Genomic DNA, 18840 nt, shown 5'->3' on the forward strand with positions numbered 1-18840 from the left:
ATTACTGGAATTAATACTAATAAGTTGCGTTCAAGACCCTACTTTGTCTGAACGCAACTTGGGATGAGTATCAGGGAAGTGGACGAGAAAACCTGCGGAAAAGCGGCACATCGTTAGCCATTGAATTAGCCATCAAGAGAATATTTGACCGTTCTATGGTGGGAAAACTAACGCGATAAATAAAGTCATCCTGCTGCCACATTACGGAAGAAAATTCATAGGATGGCTTTTGCTTTTTTCCTTCTAACAAATATCCTCTAATATCTTTCCTTAAGGTGATGGGGTCGCCTGCTTTTTTATGTTTTTCTAATTCTCGTATCGCATTGAGAGAAGTCTTTCTCTCAACTGAAAAACTTCCGACTAAGCACGGTTGGGGATTACTGTAGCAGGTAAAAAGGCTAACAGTATAAGCTAACGGAGTTTCTGAGGGGAAGACGCGGACAATCAACTCAGAAGGATCTACATCGGTGGGGCCACTGAGGAGAATTTGGGACGGCAAGCGCATAATCAACCCAGGCGGTACGCTGCTTTGAATTGTCTCTAAATGGCGTGTAAATACAGGAGCGGGACGAGCCTGTACGGGTACGTTCTCGGATGCCCTAATTACTACAGTCCCAGCCACCGCCAGGACGACTGACAGAAATAGATTTTTAACCCGCAAGAATTGGTAACGCAAGGATTTGAGAGTTTGTCAAGGGTTTTAAAAAAAGCATAGCAGCTGGAATGTTGCTCAGGGCGATCGCTCGCCCAAAACCAGAAGGCAAATGCCAAAATCCGACCTTAAGGCTGACCAAGAGAACTGCCTTCGCACTTTATGATTTGTAAAGTGAACGTTTGTAAACTATCAGCAGTCTAAATAGACAGGCAGGCACAGAGCTAACCTGTTGCCTTTGCATCTCACCGCTGGACAGCCCCGCCCAAGGCGAGTCCGAACCGTCTCCTGAGTGGAACACCCAAGTGCAACTTAAGCGTATGTCTCCTGATATATCTGCTGCTCAAGCCTCTCGGCAGCAAACGAGTCAAAAATCAACAAGCCAACGGCAAAATCAAAAAATTCCCCTATTTATATTGATATTTGCTGTTTTAGGGATGCCTGGGTTGACCAGTTGTGGCATTCTGCCGAAAGCAGAAGCGGAGGCTCAATCTCCCAGAGGGCAAGAAGGGGGGCAAGGAAAACCTACACCAGTGGATGTGGCGATCGCTCGCAGCGAATCGCTTCAAGAAGATGTAAAATTTATCGGCACGACTCGCCCACTCAGAGAAGTCTCGGTGCAACCCCAAGTGGAAGGACGGCTGCTCTCTCTTAAAGCAGATGTGGGAGATCGGGTGGCGCAGGGTCAAATTGTTGCCCAATTAGATGACACCACCTTGTTGACTAGCGTGAATCAGGCGCAAGCAGAACTCGCAACGCTTCAAGCAGAAGTTGCCCGCGCCCGAACTCAGGTAGCTAATGCCCGGACACAGGTGGAACAGGCAAAAGTTGAATTGCAGCAAACACAGCGGGATGCGGCGCGACTGGCTGGCTTGGCGAGACAGGGTGCGATCGCTCAGCAACAAGCAGAATTAGCTCAAACCGAAGCTCAAACGGCTCAACAAGCTTTGCTCTCTGCTCAGGCACAGGTGAGTACAGAACAGCAAGCAGTCGTAGCGGCTCAAGGCAGAGTCAAGGCGCAACAATCTGTACTGGCTCAAAATCGCGAACGCCAATCTTATTCAGTATTAACTTCCCCCATTAGCGGCGTTGTCGTTGCTAAAGGGTTAGAACCGGGGGATTTAGCGAATCCAGGTAGTGAAATCTTAAAAATTGGAGATTTCAGCCGCGTCACAGTAGTGGTGCCAGTTTCAGAATTGGAATTGTCAAATATCCGGGCTGGACAATCGGTGCGGGTGCAATTAGATGCCTTCAAGAACAGGGAATTTCTTGGACAAGTAGCTCGCATTTCTCCGGCGGCGAATGTAGCGGCTCGTCAAGTGCCGGTAGAAGTCACGATTGCCAACCCCAAGGGTGAGATCGGCAGCGGACTGTTAGCACGGGTCAGCTTTGCCTCAAATGCATCCCAACGGGTAGTGGTGCCGCAAACAGCGCTGCAAGAAGCAGGAGAGAGAGGGAGACAGGCACAAGGAGGACAGACACAAGGGAGGCAGGCACAAGGGGGACAGGCAAGGAGCGAGGGAGAGAGCGCTTCCAACTCCCAAGAAAATGCCAAATCCAACAAAGCGACGGTGTTTGTTGTGACTCGTGAAGGGCAACAGCCAAGAGTGCAGGCTCGATCGGTGACAGTGGGCGATCGCGTAAATGGAAAAGTAGAAATTCTGTCGGGATTAAAGCCAGGAGAGCGATTTGTCAGCCGCGCTGGTAAGCCGCTCAAGGATGGCGAACTTGTCAGCTTAAGTGTTTTATCAGAAACCGCAAAGCCCTAGAGTTTTGAGTTTTGAGCTTTGAATTCTTAATTCAAAACTCACTCATGCACTCAAAATTCCGAATTCACTCAAAATTCAGAACTCAAAATTCAAAATTATTATGTCTGGATTTAGCCTAAGCGCGATCGCCATCCGCCGCCATATCGGCACACTCATGCTCACATTATCTGTGTTGGTGATGGGAGTGTTCTTTCTCTCCCAACTCCAAGTCGATTTGTTGCCATCTATCACTTATCCGCGAATTGGCGTGCGGGTAGAAGCGCCTGGAATTTCCCCCGAAGTGGGAGTTGATGAAATTACCAAGCCGCTAGAAGAAACTCTAAGTACCACACAAGGAGTGGTGCAAGTTTACTCCCAAACCCGCGAAGGGCAGGTGAGTTTAGACTTATTCTTTGAACCGGGAGGCAACATTGACCAAGCGCTCAACGATGCCACTGCTGCCTTTAACCGGGGTCGCAGCAGACTCCCCAGCACCATCGAAGATGCGCGTTTGTTTAAAGTTGACCCCTCCCAGCTACCCGTTTACGAAATGGCGCTGCAATCCTCTTCCCTGGGGGATGCGGATTTGCGGGTATTTGCCGATGAAGAATTATCCCGCGAACTCAGTGTAGTCAATGGTGTCGCCGCCGTCGATGTTGCGGGTGGGGTGGAAGAACAAGTGCGGGTGCAAATTGACCTGAATCGCTTACAGGCGCTGGGGGTGAGTTTGGTAGATGTGTTGAATGCTTTAGGCGATCGCAATCAGGACATCTCTGGGGGTCGCTTGCAAGGCAAAGACTCCCAAACGCTAACCCGTACCGTCGGACGCTTTCAGGATGCACAGGAAATTAGCAATCTCTCCTTTGAAGTTGCTTCCTCAACTCCCAGCCCAGTAGGAGCGCAAAGCCCTGCACTTTTACCACAATCTCGCGTTTATCTAAGAGATTTTGCCGAAGTCATTGATGGTACAGAAGACCAGCGGGTATTTGTCTATCTTAATGGGCAACCAGCGGTAAAACTCAGCATTCAAAAGCAACCAGATGCCAATACTATCGAGGTGGTGGAAGGAGTTAAAAAACGCATCGAAGAACTCCGCCAATCGGGTGTAATTCCCGCAGACATGAAACTGCTACCCACCTTAGATGAGTCAAAATTTATTCGCAACTCCCTGAATGATGTCATCGTTTCTGCCATCTCCGGAGCATTACTTGCAGCCGTAGCAGTTTTATTCTTTTTAGGGTCACTGCGACAAACTTTGATTATTTCCCTGACGATTCCCCTTTGTACTCTGACGGCTATCGTCTTGATGAAGTTTTTTGACTTGTCTTTGAATGTTTTCAGTTTGGGAGGTCTGGCGTTGGGGATTGGTCAGGCGATTGACACCAGCGTCGTGATCATGGAGAACATTGCGGAAAGCATTGGCATGACTCCAGGCACTCGGACAAAGCAACGGTTAAACAAACAAGAGATAATTGATCAGTCGATTGTCAGTTCCCAGGAAGTAGAATCAGCAATGGTTGCTGCTACAGGCGCTAACCTGGTATCTGTAGTGCCATTCTTGCTAATTGGTGGCTTTTTCTCACTACTATTTAATGAATTAATTCTGACGATTTGCTTTGCAGTCGCAGCTTCACTTTTAGTAGCTCTGACCGTTGTACCTGTTCTCACATCTCGGCTATTGGCTATCCGCTGGTCGAGTCGGGTAGGTGAGTTTCAGTTGTTGCGGCAATTTAACCGTTCTTTTGAGGCGGCAACTGGCAGCTATACTCGCACTTTAACGAGGGCGCTGCCTTATCGAATATTGATAATTGCGATTTCGGTTCTGGTTTTGGGAGGCGGTAGCTTGTGGATGGCAGGGCAAATTCCTCAAGAAATTCTGCCTCGTATTAGCACTGGTCAAGCAAATTTATCTGCCCAGTTTCCTCCGGGAACTAGCGTGGAAACTAACCGGAAAGTGATGGCAATGGTTGACGAAATTCTCACAAAACAGCCCGAAACTGACTATGTATTTAGCACAGCCGGAGGTTCTCTTTTCGGCAGTAGCACCAGTGCAAATCCCCTCCGAGGTTCCAGCTCCATCACCCTCAAATCCGGTACAGATGTCGAGAAGTTTGTCGAAAAAGTCACCCAAGAGTTAAATAAACTGAATTTAGCGGGGATTCGTCTGCGGCTCAATCCCGGTCAGGTGCGAGGTATCATCCTAACGAACTCGCCAGTGCGGGGAGCGGATGTTGATATCATCCTCCAAGGAAACGAAGATCGACCGCTGCAACAGGCAGGGCGGCAAGTGGTGCAAGCCTTGGATGAGCAAGTAAAAAGTGCAACGTTTCGACCAGATGCTGACCCTCGGCAACCAGAAGTGCAGATTCGACCGGATTGGGAGCGTGCAGAGGAGTTGGGGTTGACGACGCAAGACATTGGGCAAACGATTCAGACAGCAATCGAGGGTTCTGTACCAACGCAGTTGCAAAGAGGCAATCGCTTAGTAGATGTGCGCGTACAATTCAATGAAGAATCGGTGCAACGCGCTTCGCAATTAGAACAGCTGCCTTTATTTGTCAGTAACAACAGCTTAGTTCGTTTGGGTGATGTCGCTACTGTTTCTGAAGGTCAAGCTCCTGGCGAAGTGCAGCGGATCAACCAGCGACAGGTTTTTATCATTGCTGGGAGTTTGAGCGAAGGAGCAAACCTCAGCGATGCCCTTGCAGAGGTAGATCAAGTATTAGGGAATTTGCAGTTACCTGAAGGTGTGACTGTGCTTCCTAGTTCCGCATCCGAAACCAATCAGCAGTTGCAAAACTCTCTGAAAACTTTGGGGGCGCTATCAGCCTTCTTAGTGTTCGTAGTCATGGCGGTGCAGTATAACTCATTGATTGACCCCCTGGCAATTATTCTGACTTTGCCATTAGCTTTAGCTGGGGGAATTATCGGGCTTTACGTCACTAAAACCGCCATCGGTGCTACTGTTCTAGTCGGTGCCGTTCTGCTGGTGGGAATTGTGGTGAATATCGCTATCATCATGATCGAGCTAGCAAACCAGATTCGGGAACGGGAAGGATGCGATCGCCAAACTGCCATCATTAAAGCTGCTCCCCAACGTCTGCGACCGATTATGATGACTACCATCACGACGGTTTTGGGCTTACTGCCGCTAGCGCTGGGCATCGGCGAAGGCTCGGAATTCCTGCAACCTTTGGGCATCGTCGTCTTTTTTGGGATGTCTATCGCCACCATCCTCGCCCTGTTTATTATTCCCTGTTTGTATGTGCTGCTGCACGAAGTACCCGGAAGCCAGCAGGTACTGAAATGGCAGCGATCGCTATCGAGAAAATTTGCCCGTAAAACTTTTTCGAGCGATCGGAAGTTCTAATTTGTGCTGTCTTTAGCACTCAGAGTTTAGCCCCACCCCTGTCCCTCCCGGTCAACGGGAAGGAGTTCAATATTCCCTCTCCGTCAACGGAGAGGGGTTAGCGGTGAGGTTCCGAGTGTGTAGAGAGTTCGTTTTTTGGCCCAGCATCAATTGCTTCTTTCAATTTTGTGGGCGAACGGGAATTTCAATCCAGAACTCAGTGCCCTTGTCTGGTTGAGAAGAACACTTAAAAACGCCGCCGTGTTTTTCTACCACAATTTGATAGCTGATCGACAGTCCCAAACCTGTGCCTTTACCAACCGGCTTTGTCGTGAAAAAAGGATCGAAGATTTGCGCCTGCACCGCCTCTGGCATACCAGAGCCATTATCAATAATTTGAATCACCACGTTAGCAGGATGAGGAACGAAAGGATGAATAAGTGAATCTGTTTCATGCTTTATCCTTCCTTCTTGCTCCTGTATTTTTTCACCTTTTATTCTTTCTGCTTCCTCCTTCAAAAAGGTGCGGATAGTAATCTGCGCGGGTGAAGTTTTAACGTCTGATGATGTTAGGGCAGTATCTGTGTCACTTGCGTGGTGCAAATAACCAGCAGCTTCTCCCCTTTCCATCGGGTGGTTCGATCGATCCCAGTTGTTTTGCTGCTCCAGCGCGTCAATCGCATTGCTAAGGACATTCATAAACACTTGATTGAGCTGACCGGCATAACACTCAACTAAGGGCAGCTCGCCATAAGCCTTTACAACTTCAATCGTAGGAGTATTACCCTTCCCTTTGAGTCGATGTTGCAAGATTAACAGCGTGCTGTCTAAACCCTCATGGATATCCACCCGTTTCATCTCGGCTTGGTCAAGGCGAGAGAAATTCCGCAGAGACAGCACCAGTTGACGGATTCTGTCGGCTCCCACCTTCATTGACGACAGCATTTTAGGCAGATCATCAGCAATGAATTCCAAATCGATTGCTTCTGCGTGTTTGACAACCTCTCGATCGGGATGGGGATAACGCTCTTGGTATAAATGCAACAGATCGATCAAATCTTTTACGTACTCGCCAACGTGAATGAGATTGCCGTAAATAAAATTAACCGGATTGTTGACTTCGTGAGCCACACCTGCGACTAGCTGTCCCAAACTCGACATTTTTTCTGTCTGAATCAGCTGGGTTTGGGTTTGTTGTAATTCTTGGAGGGCACAAGCGAGTTGTTCTGCTTGATGCTGGGTTTGAGCGAGTAATTCTGCTTGCTGTATTGCAACTCCCAGCTGAACAGCAGTCTGGGTGACGAACTCAATTTCCGAGACATCCCAATGTCTCTTTTGCGAGCATTGATGGATACAGAGCAATCCCCAAAGGATATCCCCTTTTAGCAGTGGCACCACGAGTTGAGCTTGGACTTGAAATTGCTCCAGCAGCTCGATATGGCAATCAGTTAAGCCTGCGTTGTAGATGTCATCAACTACTTGAATCCGACCCTGTTGATAAAGTACAGCATAGTTTTGGGAAAAGTGGCGGTCGTAAACTTTGGTTCCTAAAATCAGCTTTAAAGCTGGTAATACGTCTTCTGAGACAAATTCATCATCCAGCGAGCCAGAGGCGGAATATAAGCGAAATACTGCCACTCGGTCAGCCCCTAGCAGTTGTCGGACTTCAGTGGTCGTTGCTTTGAAGATTGTATTTAGATCGAGGGATTCTCGAATCTTCGTAATTACTCCAAACAATGCTTGCTGTTGTTCGGCAGCTTGTTCTAACTGTTGTGCTTGAGCGGTAGCAGTCGCAGCGGCACTACGGCTTTGTTCGTAGAGTTCGGCTTGCTGAATTGCGATCGCGGCTTCATTTGCCAGCTGTTGCAGCAAATCAATTTCAGCAGTCTTCCATTCCCTAGGAGCTTGGCACTCATGGGCAATTAGTAGCCCCCATAGCTGTTCCCCCATGTTAATCGGGACAACTAAGTTGGCTTGAACCTGAATTTTCAGTAAAAACTCTATATGACAGGGATGTAAATCTGACTCAGCTACGTTATGAATTGCTCGAATCCTTCCTTGCTGGTAAGCAGAGGCGTACTCCTGAGGAAAGCATTCATCTTCGTATATCTCTCCCAGAATTGAGTTCCATCTGCCTGTCACTGCTTCTACAACCACCTCCCCTTGCCAACTTCTGGTGAACTGGTAAATTACCACTCGGTCTGTGCTTAGCAGTTTCCTGACTTCCTGCACAATGCTTTGTAGGATCTTCTCTAAATCCAGAGTGCTGCGAATTTGGTCTGTGACTTGCTTGAGGACTTTGGCAAACTCTAAGGACTGTTCTAGCTGGACAGTTCGCTCTTGAATTTGATGCTCCAGGTTGCTATTGAGAGACTGCACCTGTGTGTACAGGAGATACTGCTCAATCGCCATTGAGAAGTGATGACCCAAGGCTTGAGCGAGTTCAATTTCTCCCGGCGTCCACGCTTGTGCTTGACCTCGTTTCAGTTCCCTCCATGCCTCAAAGGAATTACGAGGTTGCAGTTGTCTCCGATCCGGGTCGAAATTTCCAGCCCACAAAGTTTCCGTATCAATTTCATTACGAAAAATGCACAAGTATCCCAGAAACTGCTGACGATACTGGAGGGGGACAATCAGGATGCCCCGAATTCGAGTCGTGCGGAACGCTGGCGCGATGACTCGCAGATGAGGTTCTTTATAGAGATCCGTCACTGCCTTGATGGGATTGCAGGCAGTGTCTTGTAATTTTAAATATTCCTGCCAAACGGGATGCTCTTCAAGCGGACGATCTTTCCCGATGGCTCCTAGCATCGGTTGATCGCCGCAGGCAAATAGGATTGCTTGACTTGGATTTTCTGCCGCTATGTAAATTCTGCCCCCACAACCTTTAAAGGCTGCAACCGTTTCCGTAAGGGCTTCAGAAAGCTGAATCGTTGGTAGTGCATGGAGCAGGGTGGCGACTCGGTTAATCCGCGCTTCCCGCGTTGCTTGGGCGCAGGCGAGTTCGAGTAAGGTAGATTGAGCGATCGCAATTGAAACTTGATCTGCCACTAACTGGACGATTTGCAGTTCTTGTTCCGAAACCGAACGCGATTCAGCGTGATGAGAGACTAATAAACCCCATAGTTCCGGCTGGGTCTCCTGCGTGCGGGCATCATGATATAGAATCGGCACCACGAGGGAAGATGTGACTCCCATTGCCGTGAGATATTCAATATGGCAGGAATCTACTGGGCGATAGCGAACATCTTCCGCCTTCAAAGCAGTACCTGTCTGGGCGCAATCCAAGGAACTCAGACCAATCAACCCTGAGGAAACATCGACAATTGAGCGCTGGCGAGCTTTCAGAAACATCTCGCGGGCGTGGGGAGGAATGTCATCAGCCGGAAAATTTAGTCCCATCAAAGATGGCAGGCGATTGTTATCAATTGCCTCGGCAATCACTTCTCCACTGCTATCGGCATGAAACCGATAAATCATCACGCGGTCGGTTTCAAGCAATGAGCGAATTTCAGCGACTGTCGATGTCAAAATTTCTGGCAATTCTAGCGATCGCCGAATCCGATTGGTAATTCCGTGTAATAAGCTTGCTTGGTCTATTTCGTGCTGCATTGTTTGCGTATTATCACTTAAGCTCATTCCCTCTATCCACCACTTTTATAAATTCAGGCATGAATGTTTTTGTATATTTCTATTCTGTAACTGAAAAGTCATACTGGGTATTCGTAAAACTATTGATCTTATAAAAGTTTTAAAATTATTGTTAACTTTAATATTTTCAAGAAAAAATAACTTAAAAATGTTGACAGTTTATGTAAGTCGTGCTATTAAAAGTTAAAAATATTTCCCCTAAAAAATCGCTAGTTCAGATTAGCTAAATATATAAATTCGCAAAGGAGTAACGCTACTTTTTTCCTAACCGTTGCCGGATTTCTTGACGGACACTCATCAGGATTTTTCCCAAATGATTTTGTCCAGTTTTTTCTACACCGCAACCCCAGTAATAATCGGTGGGAGAATCCTCCACGATCGGACAATCGCCGGTAGAAAGCAGAATGGATTGAATCTCTAGGTGAGTTAGAAACTTGATTAGCACGGCTTCGCGCATAATTTGGGTTTTCACTTGTTCCCAGTCCGGACGGATGCGGCGGGTGCGATCGCGTCCCAGTGTCGCGGCTTCCATTGGCGTCTTCGCGCTAGCGATCGCTAGGATTAACGCTTCATCCTCGGTGCCAACAAATTTTTGCGCTTGATAATAATGCTCCACCGTCATCCAATCTTGACCCAGCAGATAAATGTTATGAGGAGAAAAGTTGGAAAAACATCCGTAGGGATCTTCAAATTTATAAAAGTAAATCGTCATGTCGAAACTATAAAAGTGCTTGTCCCAGTTCTACCATGCTTGTTGCTGCAAGGGATGCAGTCGAGTAGGCGACTTTCAGCCGCTCGAGTATTCAGCATTATCAAAGTTGAGGATGGTAAGTACCTGTTGCCAACATCCCAACCCAGCTTTGGGTCTGTCTCCCCAATATGGTTCGGTGAAAATTATTGTTTGTTGGGTGGAGAAACGAAATCCAACAAATGCGAACTTTGGTATTTTTCGCCCTAACCAAACCGTATTCAGTGTTTCCCTGGGGCTGGTTGCCTGGTTACAGAACTTTCAGAAAACCTTATCGCTCAACCATTATAGGGGCACAGCATTGCCGTGCCCCTACTTTTTAAATCAACAATCGTGCCCCTACTCCTGGGAGTAAAAACTCTATCCTCTTTTCAGGGAACGGGAGTGTTAAAACTGGTTACTGTTTCCCTAAAGCCTTTAGTCCCTGATCGATCTGGTCAGCTTGCTGAGTTTGACCTTGCTCTTTAAACAAGTCTCTGGCTTTTTTCATCGCTTCGATTGACTCAGACTTCTTACCTTGTTGATTTAGAGCTACCCCTAGACCAAAGTAAGCAGGTGCTGCTTTCGGAGCAATTTCGGTGGTCTTTTTGAGAGCTGCTACTCCCTCATTTAACTTTCCTTGTTTGACCAAGGCAACCCCTAAGAAATAGTGTGCATCTGCACTTTTCGGGTCAATTTCAATTGCCTTCTTGAAAGCCTCAGTCGCTTCGGGTAATTTACTGTCACCTTGGGCACCTAAAGCAACTCCCAAATCATTGTAAGATCTGGCATTTTTCGGGTCAATTTCAATTGACTTTTTGAAGTTAGCAGCTGCTTCAGGTAATTTGCCTTGATTGACCTGAATAAACCCTAAGTCATTATAGGATTTGGCATTTTTCGGGTCAATTTCAATTGCCTTTTTAAAAGTAGCAGATGCTTCTTCCAGTTTCTTTTCTTGAACCTGAACAAATCCTAATTTATGATATAGCTCTATATTTTTCGGACTATTTGCAATTGCCTTTTGAAAAGCATCACTGGCTTCAGGAAATTTCTTTTGGTTGACCAGAATAGTTCCTAACTTATTGTAACTTTCTGCGTCCTTGGGATTAATCTCAACGGCTTTGTTGTAGTCAGCGATCGCTTCGTTTAATTTGCCTTGTTGAGCTAGAGTATTTCCTGAGTCAACATACTTTTTAGCGTCAGCCTCTGATTTTTGACAACCTAGCGTCAGGAAGCTTAAGCATCCCGCTGCTAAAATCATCAGCCCGAACCTGGATAACTTTGCAGTCCTAGAAGACATAACCTAGCAAGTTTCTGGATGAAAGCCCCAATATAACACATGAGGAAATTGCACCACTGACGATTTAAAAGGGGGTTGCACTCTCAAAAATTTAATTTTGTAGAGTGAGGAATACCTACCAAATCTTATCTGGGTGGGCTTTTGCCCACCCAAAAGAAGTCAACCCTTACTAACTAAATGCTCAATCGTTTTACCCACCCATTCCCGGTATCATGCTCTTACTGAGGCGTTTGATAGCACTCTCTGCCACTTCAGAGTAACGACTTTCTCCGCACAGAATCTTGCCCATGCGCTCAGTGGCACCAGGGCGCTTAACACCGACTCGATAAGCAATCTTGGGAACTCTGTAGAACACTCCTGCTAAGCGTTGTGCCCACTGCATATCCGATCCCCATTCTTCGGCGATCGTGCTGGTATATCTTTCCAGAGCATTGCCATCCCCGGAGAGTGATTTGTCAATCGCTTCCGCTGCCTTCAAGCCGCTAAACATTGAGGGACGAATTCCCTCAGCAGTAAACGGATCGACGACACAGGCGGCTTCTCCGGCTAAAACTGCATTTTGCGTATGCAGCCTTTGATTGCCATCCCATAGAGAAAGGGGATGACCATATTGCTTGCTCTGATTGACCTCTACGCCGAAAGATTTGGCGTACTCAGCCAAAATTTTCTTAAAGTCTTGGGGTTCACCGCCGATGAACGTGCCAACGCCGATAGAATATCCGTCTGCTTTAGGAAAGTTCCAAATATAGCCATTTTTGACCATCCCAAATTCAAAATGAATCTTTTGTTGGTTGGTATTTTGGGCAGGTATTTCTGCTTCTAAGGCTCCAGCCAGACGCCGTTTGCGCTCTTTAAAGTCTAACCACTTAGCCATTGGCCCTTTGGCTCCGTCTGCGGCAATCAGATAGCGACCTTCAACGGGTCCATTGGCGGTGTTGACTTGCCAGCGATCGCTCTTAAACTCAATCCCCGTTACTTCAGTGTTGTCTCGCAGTTCTGCGCCTTGTTGCTGCGCCTGCTGCATCAGGAAGTTGTCGAAAACGTCTCGCCTTACCATCCAAATCGGTTGTCCTGTTTCCAGCCCTACTTCCACCGGATCGCCCATTTTCCAGGTGTAGCGGAGTGATTTGAGTTTTAAGGAAATCGCTGGAGAAAAATCAAAATCAAACCACTCTTGTATCGCTGGTGATACTCCACCCCCACACGGTTTGTAACGCGGCATTGCGTCTTTTTCTAAGACTAAAACCGAACGTCCTCCCTTAGCTAGATGATAAGCTGCGGTTCCACCTGCTGGGCCAGCACCGACAATAATGCAGTCAAACATCGTGTTAATTTTTGCTTCTGAACACACTTGCAATTTAAGCTTGTTAAGCGAAGAATTTACATCCTCACGCTTGACACTCACTGGTAATTAAGCTTAATTGCTTTCCCTACCAGCTAGCTATTTGCGTAATTATGCTTATCTCGGTAAAACGTATACAATTTCAGGCTTTCAGGATTTTTAAGATAAATATTATTCGCCTTGATTTAGATTTTCTCTTGACTTCTAGAAGACAAACCGTGTTTTCCAGTACGTAGTCGTTCAGCTTTTTCTTCCAGACAACTAGAGAGCGCGATCGCGATATTTATTCAATTCATCAATTTTACTGAGTGCAAAGTTTATATAAAGCTTATAGGATAGGTTCATGAAAGTTTTATAAAGTCGCTGACCGACTATTTGGTGTTTCTACTATTTTCATAAGGGGAAAAGCGATGTTCTGGGAATTACGCATCCAATACGCCAACGGCAACGAGAAAGTTTTACGCACCTGCAAAAATCGAGAAACAGCCCTGCGGTACATCGATGCGATCTACTCCCAGGGCTATCCTATGCACGTTGCTTTCCTGGTTCGCCCTGCTTTAGATGGACAAGCGCTTCAACCTGCCTAGTATCCGTTTCTAGCCTTTTGTCCTGAGTCCTTAGCTCTAGCGCGATCGCTTTTGACGAGCGACCCATGACGAGTGACTAATGACTTTAAACGGTCGTGATATCTTTTTCTTTCTCGGCTAACAGCTCATCAACCTTGGCAACGTACTTGTCAGTTAGCTTTTGAATTTTTTCCTGCAAGTCTCGCGCTTCATCCTCAGAGATTTCACTATTTTTTTCTTGCTTGCGAATTGAGTCTACGGCGTCGCGGCGGATATTGCGAACAGAAACTCTTCCTTCTTCAGCATACTTGGCAGCGATTTTTGCCAGTTCTTTACGACGCTCGGTCGTTAGGGGTGGAATATTCAATCGAATGACTGAGCCATCATTGCTCGGAGTTAAACCGACATCTGATAAAGAAATCGCTTTTTCGATCAGATTCATGCTGCCGCGGTCAAACGGCTGAATGGTAATCGTACTAGAATCTGGTGTATTAATACTTGCCAGAGATTTTAGAGGGGTTGGGGAACCATAGTATTCCACCGACACCCGGTCGAGGAGAGAGGCGTTTGCCCGTCCCGTCCGAATCGTATTAAAAGACCGTTGAGTTGCCTCAATTGTCTTTTGCATATGATTTTCAACATCAGCTAATTTCACAAGATCCTCCTACAATTGTTCCCACCGCTTCTCCCGTAACGGCGCGGTGGATATTGCCCCGCACCGAGAGGTCGAACACAACGATGGGGATGTTGTTGTCTTTGCACAGGGCGATCGCGGTACTATCCATCACCCGCAGATCGTGAGTGAGGACGTGTCCGTAGGTCAGGCTCTGATAGCGACGCGCCCCTGGGTTGAGATGGGGATCTGAATCATAGATCCCGTCTACTTTGGTTGCTTTAAAAATTACATTCGCATCAATTTCCGCCGCTCGCAAGGCAGCGGTCGTATCAGTGGTGAAGAAGGGGTTTCCCGATCCAGCCCCAAAAATTACGACCCGTCCTTTTTCTAAGTGGCGAATGGCGCGACGCCGGATGTAAGGCTCCGCTACTTCCTGCATGGCGATCGCTGTTTGGACTCGTGTCGGTACTCCGATTTGCTCCAAGGAGTCTTGCAAGGTCATCGCATTCATCACCGTTGCAATCATCCCGATGTAGTCGGCTGTCGCCCGATCCATGCCAGCCGAAGCTGCCTTGACACCGCGAAAGATATTGCCGCCACCGACGACAATTGCCATCTGAATGCCACTTGCCACGACATCTGCGACTTCCTGCGCGATTTCCTGAACCACCATTGGATCGATTCCATAGCCCAGGTTGCCCATTAAAGCTTCACCGCTCAGCTTTAGTAAAACCCGCCGATAAGTTATCCCCATGCCCAGACTATTGTCTCACTCAAAATACCTCCACCATAAGATAACAGTAGAGGAGTAAGTTTTGTGATATTATCCGCAAATTCAGTTACTAAAGTGTGGAGAGCCTTGAGACTGCGTGTTAAGGACGCCAGTTTATCGGGGTGCCTACCGCCTCAGTTGAGGCGGTTGTAATCGCCGTTTTTCCTTGCAGTAAAGAAGCGATCGCATCCCGTAAATAATGCACCTTCACAGCTGCTGGATCTTGGGAATTATCATCAATCCGTCCCCTGTAGCGGAGTATCCCAGAATTATCTAATAAGAAAACCTCTGGCGTTGTCTGTCCCCCAAAGCAACGAGCGACATCCTGTGTGGTATCTCTCAGATAAGGAAAATTTAGACCGTGAGTTGCTACCAAATTTTGCATATTCTCGAAGCTGTCTTCAGGCGACTGAACCGCATCATTGGCGTTGATGCCAATCAGGGTAAATCCCTGGCTTTGGAACTCGCTTTGAATCTGGATTAGCCGACCCATATAGGACTGCACGTATGGGCAATGATTGCACATAAAAACAACGCCCACAGCTCGATACTTTTCTAAATACCGAGCCAGGTGGTGGACTTGATTATCGATTCCCGGTAATTCAAAATCTGGAGCATAACTACCAATAGGAGTGCCGGTCTTTTCCATTACACTCATTTACTTATCCCTGGGTAATTACAACAAAGTACGAGGGGGCTACAGTCGTAAAGAACAAAGCAATTACGGTCTCTATTTGCCTTGGGAGAACGCCTGATAACCGATTAGTTTGTAGACTAATTTTGCAGCAGTAAATTCTGATACTACGGAATCTACAATCGGTGCTAATTCCATGACATCACAACCAATCACTTCGTGATTTTGAAACACTTGCCGCAAAAAAGAGAGTAGGGAGTACCAATTTAATCCACCGGGTTCTGGGGTGCCGACACCAGGTATCAGGGTGGGGTCAATCCCGTCGAGGTCAATGGTGAGGAAAACGCGTCTGGTGGAGATACTTGCGATCGCCCTTTCCATCCAATCCGGTTGCGTCGCAATTTCTCTCGCCCGGAACACCGTCAAATTTTTCTCTTTGATCAAGTCAGCTTCTTCTTTGCAAATGGCACGGATGCCGATTTGTACAGTTGGCAATCCCATTTCCACAATCCGCCGCATCACGCAAGCATGGTTGTGAATCGAGCCTTCGTACTCATAGCGCAAATCGCCGTGAGCATCTATTTGCACGACCGTAAAGGGTTCATCGGGGTAGGCTTTTTGGTATGCCTCTACAAGACCAGTTGTAATGCTGTGTTCGCCACCCAGACCAATCACAAACTTGCCGTCAGCTATCATCTGAGATACCGTTTCGCGGGTAACTTGCAGCATTTCCTCGGATGAAACTGAACGACCGTTGCGGGTGTCTGCAATCGATTTAGCTGTATAAATTCCAATGTCTTTGCCAGTTTCCCAATCTAGCTCCTCATCATAATATTCCACCTGCCCAGAGGCTTCTAGAATCGCATCTGGCCCATTTTCGCAGCCATTTCGATACGTTGTCGTCGCCTCATAAGGAATCGGCAAAATCACCACTCGCGCGGCATCGTAGGTAGAAGCTAAATCAGGACCAAGGAATGGCAGAACAGAAGTAGGAGTTTGCACCGTAGTCATCACCAACTAAATTTCATGAGGGAGTCACCAATCTAGATACTGACATACTCCCCGCTTTGAGTGCTACGCACAGATGAAAAACTAAGGTTTTGAAATTGGAAATTGAAAATTGGAATTCTCCGTGTCACTTTCCGCTTCTTGTGAGAGTCTTCACCTGTGTACCAGGCTTATCTACACTTGGCATCAGAGTTTTTACGGGATTTTCGATTCAGTTGCTCAAAATTATTGGAATTAGTGTTTTCCAGAGTTGAAGAATTGTAAAATTAGGAAAGCTAAGTCTACCCGTGGCGTTGAGAGCGCATTCAAGGTGCGACGGGATAGAAATCAAAGAGATGCGATCGCTATCTATCCCATGACTCCATCTTCCTCCACCACTCCAACTGCACCTACGGCTGCCCATATCGTCACGAAAACTTGGACTTGGCAAGGTTTTCCCATCTGCTACCAGACTCAGGGAACTCAAGGGCCAGCGGTTGTTCTGGTACATGGATTTGGGGCATCTTGGGGACACTGGCGCAAAAACATTCCAGTTCTGGCTCAAAATTGCCGTGTCTATGCCATTGACTTAATTGGCTTTGGTGGTTCCGCGAAACCCACGCCAGGGGGCAAGATTTCCTACACCTTTGAAACTTGGGGACAGCAACTCGCTGATTTTTGCCGCGAGGTGGTAGGAAGCCCCGTTTTTTTAGTCGGAAATTCCATTGGCTGTATTGTGGCAATGCAAGCAGCAGTCGATCATCCAGATATTGTCTTGGGAACTGCCCTCATTAACTGTTCTCTGCGGCTGCTGCACGACCGCAAACGCGCCCAGCTGCCCTGGTATCGCAGTTTTGGCGCACCCATCGTTCAACGACTGCTGGCAGTCAAGTGGATTGGCAAATTCTTCTTTAGCCAACTTGCCAAGCCGAAGGTGGTACGGAAGGTTCTCCTGCAAGCCTACAAGCATCCAGAAGCGGTAACAGATGAACTGGTAGATATGCTCATGGCACCCGCTTTTGATGAGGGGGCTGTGGACGTTTTTGTCGCCTTTACCCGCTATTCTCAAGGGCCGCTGCCGGAAGACCTGCTGCCCCTTTTGCCCTGCCCGACCATCATTCTCTGGGGAACGGAAGATCCTTGGGAACCGATAGAACTGGGGCGAGAGTTTGCCAATTACCCCAAAATTGAGAAGTTTATTCCCATCGAAGGTGTCGGGCATTGTCCCCAGGATGAAGCGCCTGAGTTAGTTAACCCAATTTTGCAGGATTGGATATTGCAGCATTCAGCCACATTAGCCACAGAATTGACTTCTCTTAAGGAGACTTGACAGAGAAATACCAGCGATATGATTTCGTTTTGCCATCTAGAGTCCGAAAACGAACTTCAGCGTGATGAGTCCCTGACTCAGAGAAATTGGGAGTGTAACCTATTTCGAGGTGGCTAATAGGCCAGTCGCGGGTGTTGCCAATCCGAGACTGGCTTGTAACATCTACCCCATCAACAAACAACTGCACCGATCTAGGATCGGCCTGTTCCCCTAATTTAAAGCTCAATGCAGCGGCGACATACTGTACATAAGTCTGTGTTGACTCTTCGGGGGGAAACACCTGCAACAGCTGGGCAGGTCGAGGCGCTGAAGATGCCATCAACAGAAGACTCAATAAGGTTCCTGAAAGCTGATTCATCAGAAAACTACCTGGAACGACACAAGTCGAGGATGGCACAAAACTCTAAAAGTAGCCTTGTAAAAAGGGGCTGAAAAATTTACCGACCCGCAGACTCTAGAATCATCTGAAAATACTTAGAAGTGCTGGAATTCTGGCATCAGTGCTGCACCTTTATCAACTTAATAGTGCGCCCATATTTTTCGCAATGGACATCCCAGTGTTTGCTCTAGCAAGTGAAGCTGGCTCTTGTCAAGGTCAGTGTTAGGGTGGCGTGCTTCTAAGATAAAACGAGCGAAACCAGCGGGACACTCATACCGCAAGTCATTTAACGAACAGACAATACCGCAACAAGGCACGATAACCATCAGATCGTTGAATCTTGTGCCGTATACGGTGTCCATAGCTTGTTGCCACCAGAGAGTTTCCAGGTGGGATAAACAGACAGGACATAAGATTTGTTCCAAGTTGCTGCCTGGGTCAACAAATTCCACGTCATCTGTGACTCTGAGATACACCCGATCTGCTTGCGGGACAAAAGACTTGAGCAATTGCAAGGTCATTTGTTGCGCTGCGGTATTGGGTACAAGCTGTGGAGCCGTTGGAATCAATCTCAGGAAGTCAACAGACATCTAAGCGATCGCCCTCGGCACTTCTAAGCAGCCACTAATATAGCAACCGCCAAGATAGTTAGGACGTAGAGTAGAGATCACCTGTTGTCCTGAAGTTATTCAAGCTGCTCATGGCAAACCCCTATAGTTATGACCTGCGTCAGAAGGTGATCCAAGCGATCGAGTTAGACGGCATGAAGAAAAGTGAAGCCGCACAG

General features: G+C 47.3%; 15 protein-coding genes and 1 pseudogene. 5 read left to right on the forward strand and 11 right to left on the reverse strand.

Annotated features, from left to right (window positions below; translation table 11 throughout):
- Nucleotides 1-70: 70 nt before the first annotated feature.
- Nucleotides 71-676, reverse strand: a complete 606-nt coding sequence (locus NDI44_RS22280) for a hypothetical protein (protein WP_190411986.1) — start codon at nt 674-676, stop codon at nt 71-73.
- Nucleotides 677-972: 296 nt separating this feature from the next.
- Between NDI44_RS22280 and NDI44_RS22285 the strand changes: the two genes are divergently transcribed.
- Together NDI44_RS22285 and NDI44_RS22290 are read left to right on the forward strand one after the other, a co-directional pair.
- Nucleotides 973-2421: an efflux RND transporter periplasmic adaptor subunit gene (locus NDI44_RS22285; RefSeq protein ID WP_242037029.1), complete on the forward strand. Its 1449-nt coding sequence runs from the start codon at nt 973-975 to the stop codon at nt 2419-2421.
- A gap of 100 nt (nt 2422-2521) precedes the next feature.
- Nucleotides 2522-5770: an efflux RND transporter permease subunit gene (locus NDI44_RS22290; RefSeq protein WP_190411987.1), complete on the forward strand. Its 3249-nt coding sequence runs from the start codon at nt 2522-2524 to the stop codon at nt 5768-5770.
- Nucleotides 5771-5929: 159 nt separating this feature from the next.
- On the opposite strand, the gene NDI44_RS22295 is transcribed toward NDI44_RS22290, so the two are convergent.
- From NDI44_RS22295 to NDI44_RS22310, 4 genes are all read right to left on the reverse strand, one after another.
- Nucleotides 5930-9388: a GAF domain-containing protein gene (locus NDI44_RS22295; RefSeq protein WP_190411988.1), complete on the reverse strand. Its 3459-nt coding sequence runs from the start codon at nt 9386-9388 to the stop codon at nt 5930-5932.
- 265 nt (nt 9389-9653) lie between these two features.
- Nucleotides 9654-10112, reverse strand: coding sequence for an NADAR domain-containing protein (locus tag NDI44_RS22300; protein ID WP_190411989.1), 459 nt, complete (start codon nt 10110-10112; stop codon nt 9654-9656).
- Between the two features lie 433 nt (nt 10113-10545).
- On the reverse strand, nt 10546-11427 hold the full coding sequence (locus tag NDI44_RS22305; RefSeq protein WP_190529175.1) for a tetratricopeptide repeat protein: 882 nt from the start codon (nt 11425-11427) through the stop codon (nt 10546-10548).
- Between the two features lie 190 nt (nt 11428-11617).
- On the reverse strand, nt 11618-12751 hold the full coding sequence (locus tag NDI44_RS22310) for a geranylgeranyl reductase family protein (protein WP_190411991.1): 1134 nt from the start codon (nt 12749-12751) through the stop codon (nt 11618-11620).
- A gap of 428 nt (nt 12752-13179) precedes the next feature.
- On the opposite strand from NDI44_RS22310, the gene NDI44_RS22315 reads away from it, so the two are divergent.
- Nucleotides 13180-13356, forward strand: a complete 177-nt coding sequence (locus NDI44_RS22315; protein WP_190411992.1) for a family 2 glycosyl transferase — start codon at nt 13180-13182, stop codon at nt 13354-13356.
- Between the two features lie 85 nt (nt 13357-13441).
- Here NDI44_RS22315 and frr read toward each other — a convergent pair whose 3' ends face one another.
- The 4 genes from frr to speB all read right to left on the reverse strand — a co-directional run bounded on the left by frr (nt 13442) and on the right by speB (nt 16368).
- Nucleotides 13442-13990: a ribosome recycling factor gene (gene frr / locus NDI44_RS22320; protein ID WP_190411993.1), complete on the reverse strand. Its 549-nt coding sequence runs from the start codon at nt 13988-13990 to the stop codon at nt 13442-13444.
- Nucleotides 13977-14705 (reverse strand): UMP kinase, encoded by a 729-nt coding sequence (gene pyrH / locus NDI44_RS22325; protein WP_190411994.1) that lies wholly within the window; start codon nt 14703-14705, stop codon nt 13977-13979. Before pyrH ends, frr begins: the two co-directional genes overlap by 14 nt.
- Nucleotides 14706-14823: 118 nt before the next feature.
- Nucleotides 14824-15381: a thioredoxin family protein gene (locus NDI44_RS22330; protein ID WP_190411995.1), complete on the reverse strand. Its 558-nt coding sequence runs from the start codon at nt 15379-15381 to the stop codon at nt 14824-14826.
- A gap of 72 nt (nt 15382-15453) precedes the next feature.
- Nucleotides 15454-16368, reverse strand: a complete 915-nt coding sequence (speB, locus tag NDI44_RS22335) for an agmatinase (protein WP_190411996.1) — start codon at nt 16366-16368, stop codon at nt 15454-15456.
- Nucleotides 16369-16720: 352 nt separating this feature from the next.
- On the opposite strand from speB, the gene NDI44_RS22340 reads away from it, so the two are divergent.
- A complete protein-coding gene (locus tag NDI44_RS22340) occupies nt 16721-17674 on the forward strand; it encodes an alpha/beta fold hydrolase (protein ID WP_190412005.1) in 954 nt (317 codons plus the stop codon).
- Here NDI44_RS22340 and NDI44_RS22345 read toward each other — a convergent pair.
- On the reverse strand, nt 17661-18032 hold the full coding sequence (locus NDI44_RS22345) for a hypothetical protein (protein ID WP_190411997.1): 372 nt from the start codon (nt 18030-18032) through the stop codon (nt 17661-17663). The two genes, NDI44_RS22340 and NDI44_RS22345, sit on opposite strands and share 14 nt — an antisense overlap.
- 161 nt (nt 18033-18193) lie before the next feature.
- Nucleotides 18194-18643, reverse strand: a complete 450-nt coding sequence (locus tag NDI44_RS22350; RefSeq protein ID WP_190411998.1) for a hypothetical protein — start codon at nt 18641-18643, stop codon at nt 18194-18196.
- A gap of 110 nt (nt 18644-18753) precedes the next feature.
- Between NDI44_RS22350 and NDI44_RS22355 the strand changes: the two are divergent.
- Nucleotides 18754-18840, forward strand: a pseudogene (locus tag NDI44_RS22355) (IS630 family transposase); the annotation flags it as partial.

Source organism: Trichocoleus sp. DQ-A3, assembly GCF_039961975.1.
Classification (GTDB): Bacteria; Cyanobacteriota; Cyanobacteriia; order Cyanobacteriales; family FACHB-T130; genus FACHB-T130.

Coding starts and splice junctions, on each gene's coding strand:
- NDI44_RS22285 (WP_242037029.1), top strand. CDS start 973: ATGTCTCCTGATATATCTGCTGCTCAAGCCTCTCGGCAGCAAACGAGT.
- NDI44_RS22290 (WP_190411987.1), top strand. CDS start 2,522: ATGTCTGGATTTAGCCTAAGCGCGATCGCCATCCGCCGCCATATCGGC.
- NDI44_RS22295 (WP_190411988.1), bottom strand. CDS start 9,388: ATGAGCTTAAGTGATAATACGCAAACAATGCAGCACGAAATAGACCAA.
- NDI44_RS22300 (WP_190411989.1), bottom strand. CDS start 10,112: ATGACGATTTACTTTTATAAATTTGAAGATCCCTACGGATGTTTTTCC.
- NDI44_RS22305 (WP_190529175.1), bottom strand. CDS start 11,427: ATGTCTTCTAGGACTGCAAAGTTATCCAGGTTCGGGCTGATGATTTTA.
- NDI44_RS22310 (WP_190411991.1), bottom strand. CDS start 12,751: ATGTTTGACTGCATTATTGTCGGTGCTGGCCCAGCAGGTGGAACCGCA.
- NDI44_RS22315 (WP_190411992.1), top strand. CDS start 13,180: ATGTTCTGGGAATTACGCATCCAATACGCCAACGGCAACGAGAAAGTT.
- pyrH (WP_190411994.1), bottom strand. CDS start 14,705: ATGGGGATAACTTATCGGCGGGTTTTACTAAAGCTGAGCGGTGAAGCT.
- NDI44_RS22330 (WP_190411995.1), bottom strand. CDS start 15,381: ATGAGTGTAATGGAAAAGACCGGCACTCCTATTGGTAGTTATGCTCCA.
- speB (WP_190411996.1), bottom strand. CDS start 16,368: ATGACTACGGTGCAAACTCCTACTTCTGTTCTGCCATTCCTTGGTCCT.
- NDI44_RS22340 (WP_190412005.1), top strand. CDS start 16,721: ATGACTCCATCTTCCTCCACCACTCCAACTGCACCTACGGCTGCCCAT.
- NDI44_RS22345 (WP_190411997.1), bottom strand. CDS start 18,032: ATGAATCAGCTTTCAGGAACCTTATTGAGTCTTCTGTTGATGGCATCT.
- NDI44_RS22350 (WP_190411998.1), bottom strand. CDS start 18,643: ATGTCTGTTGACTTCCTGAGATTGATTCCAACGGCTCCACAGCTTGTA.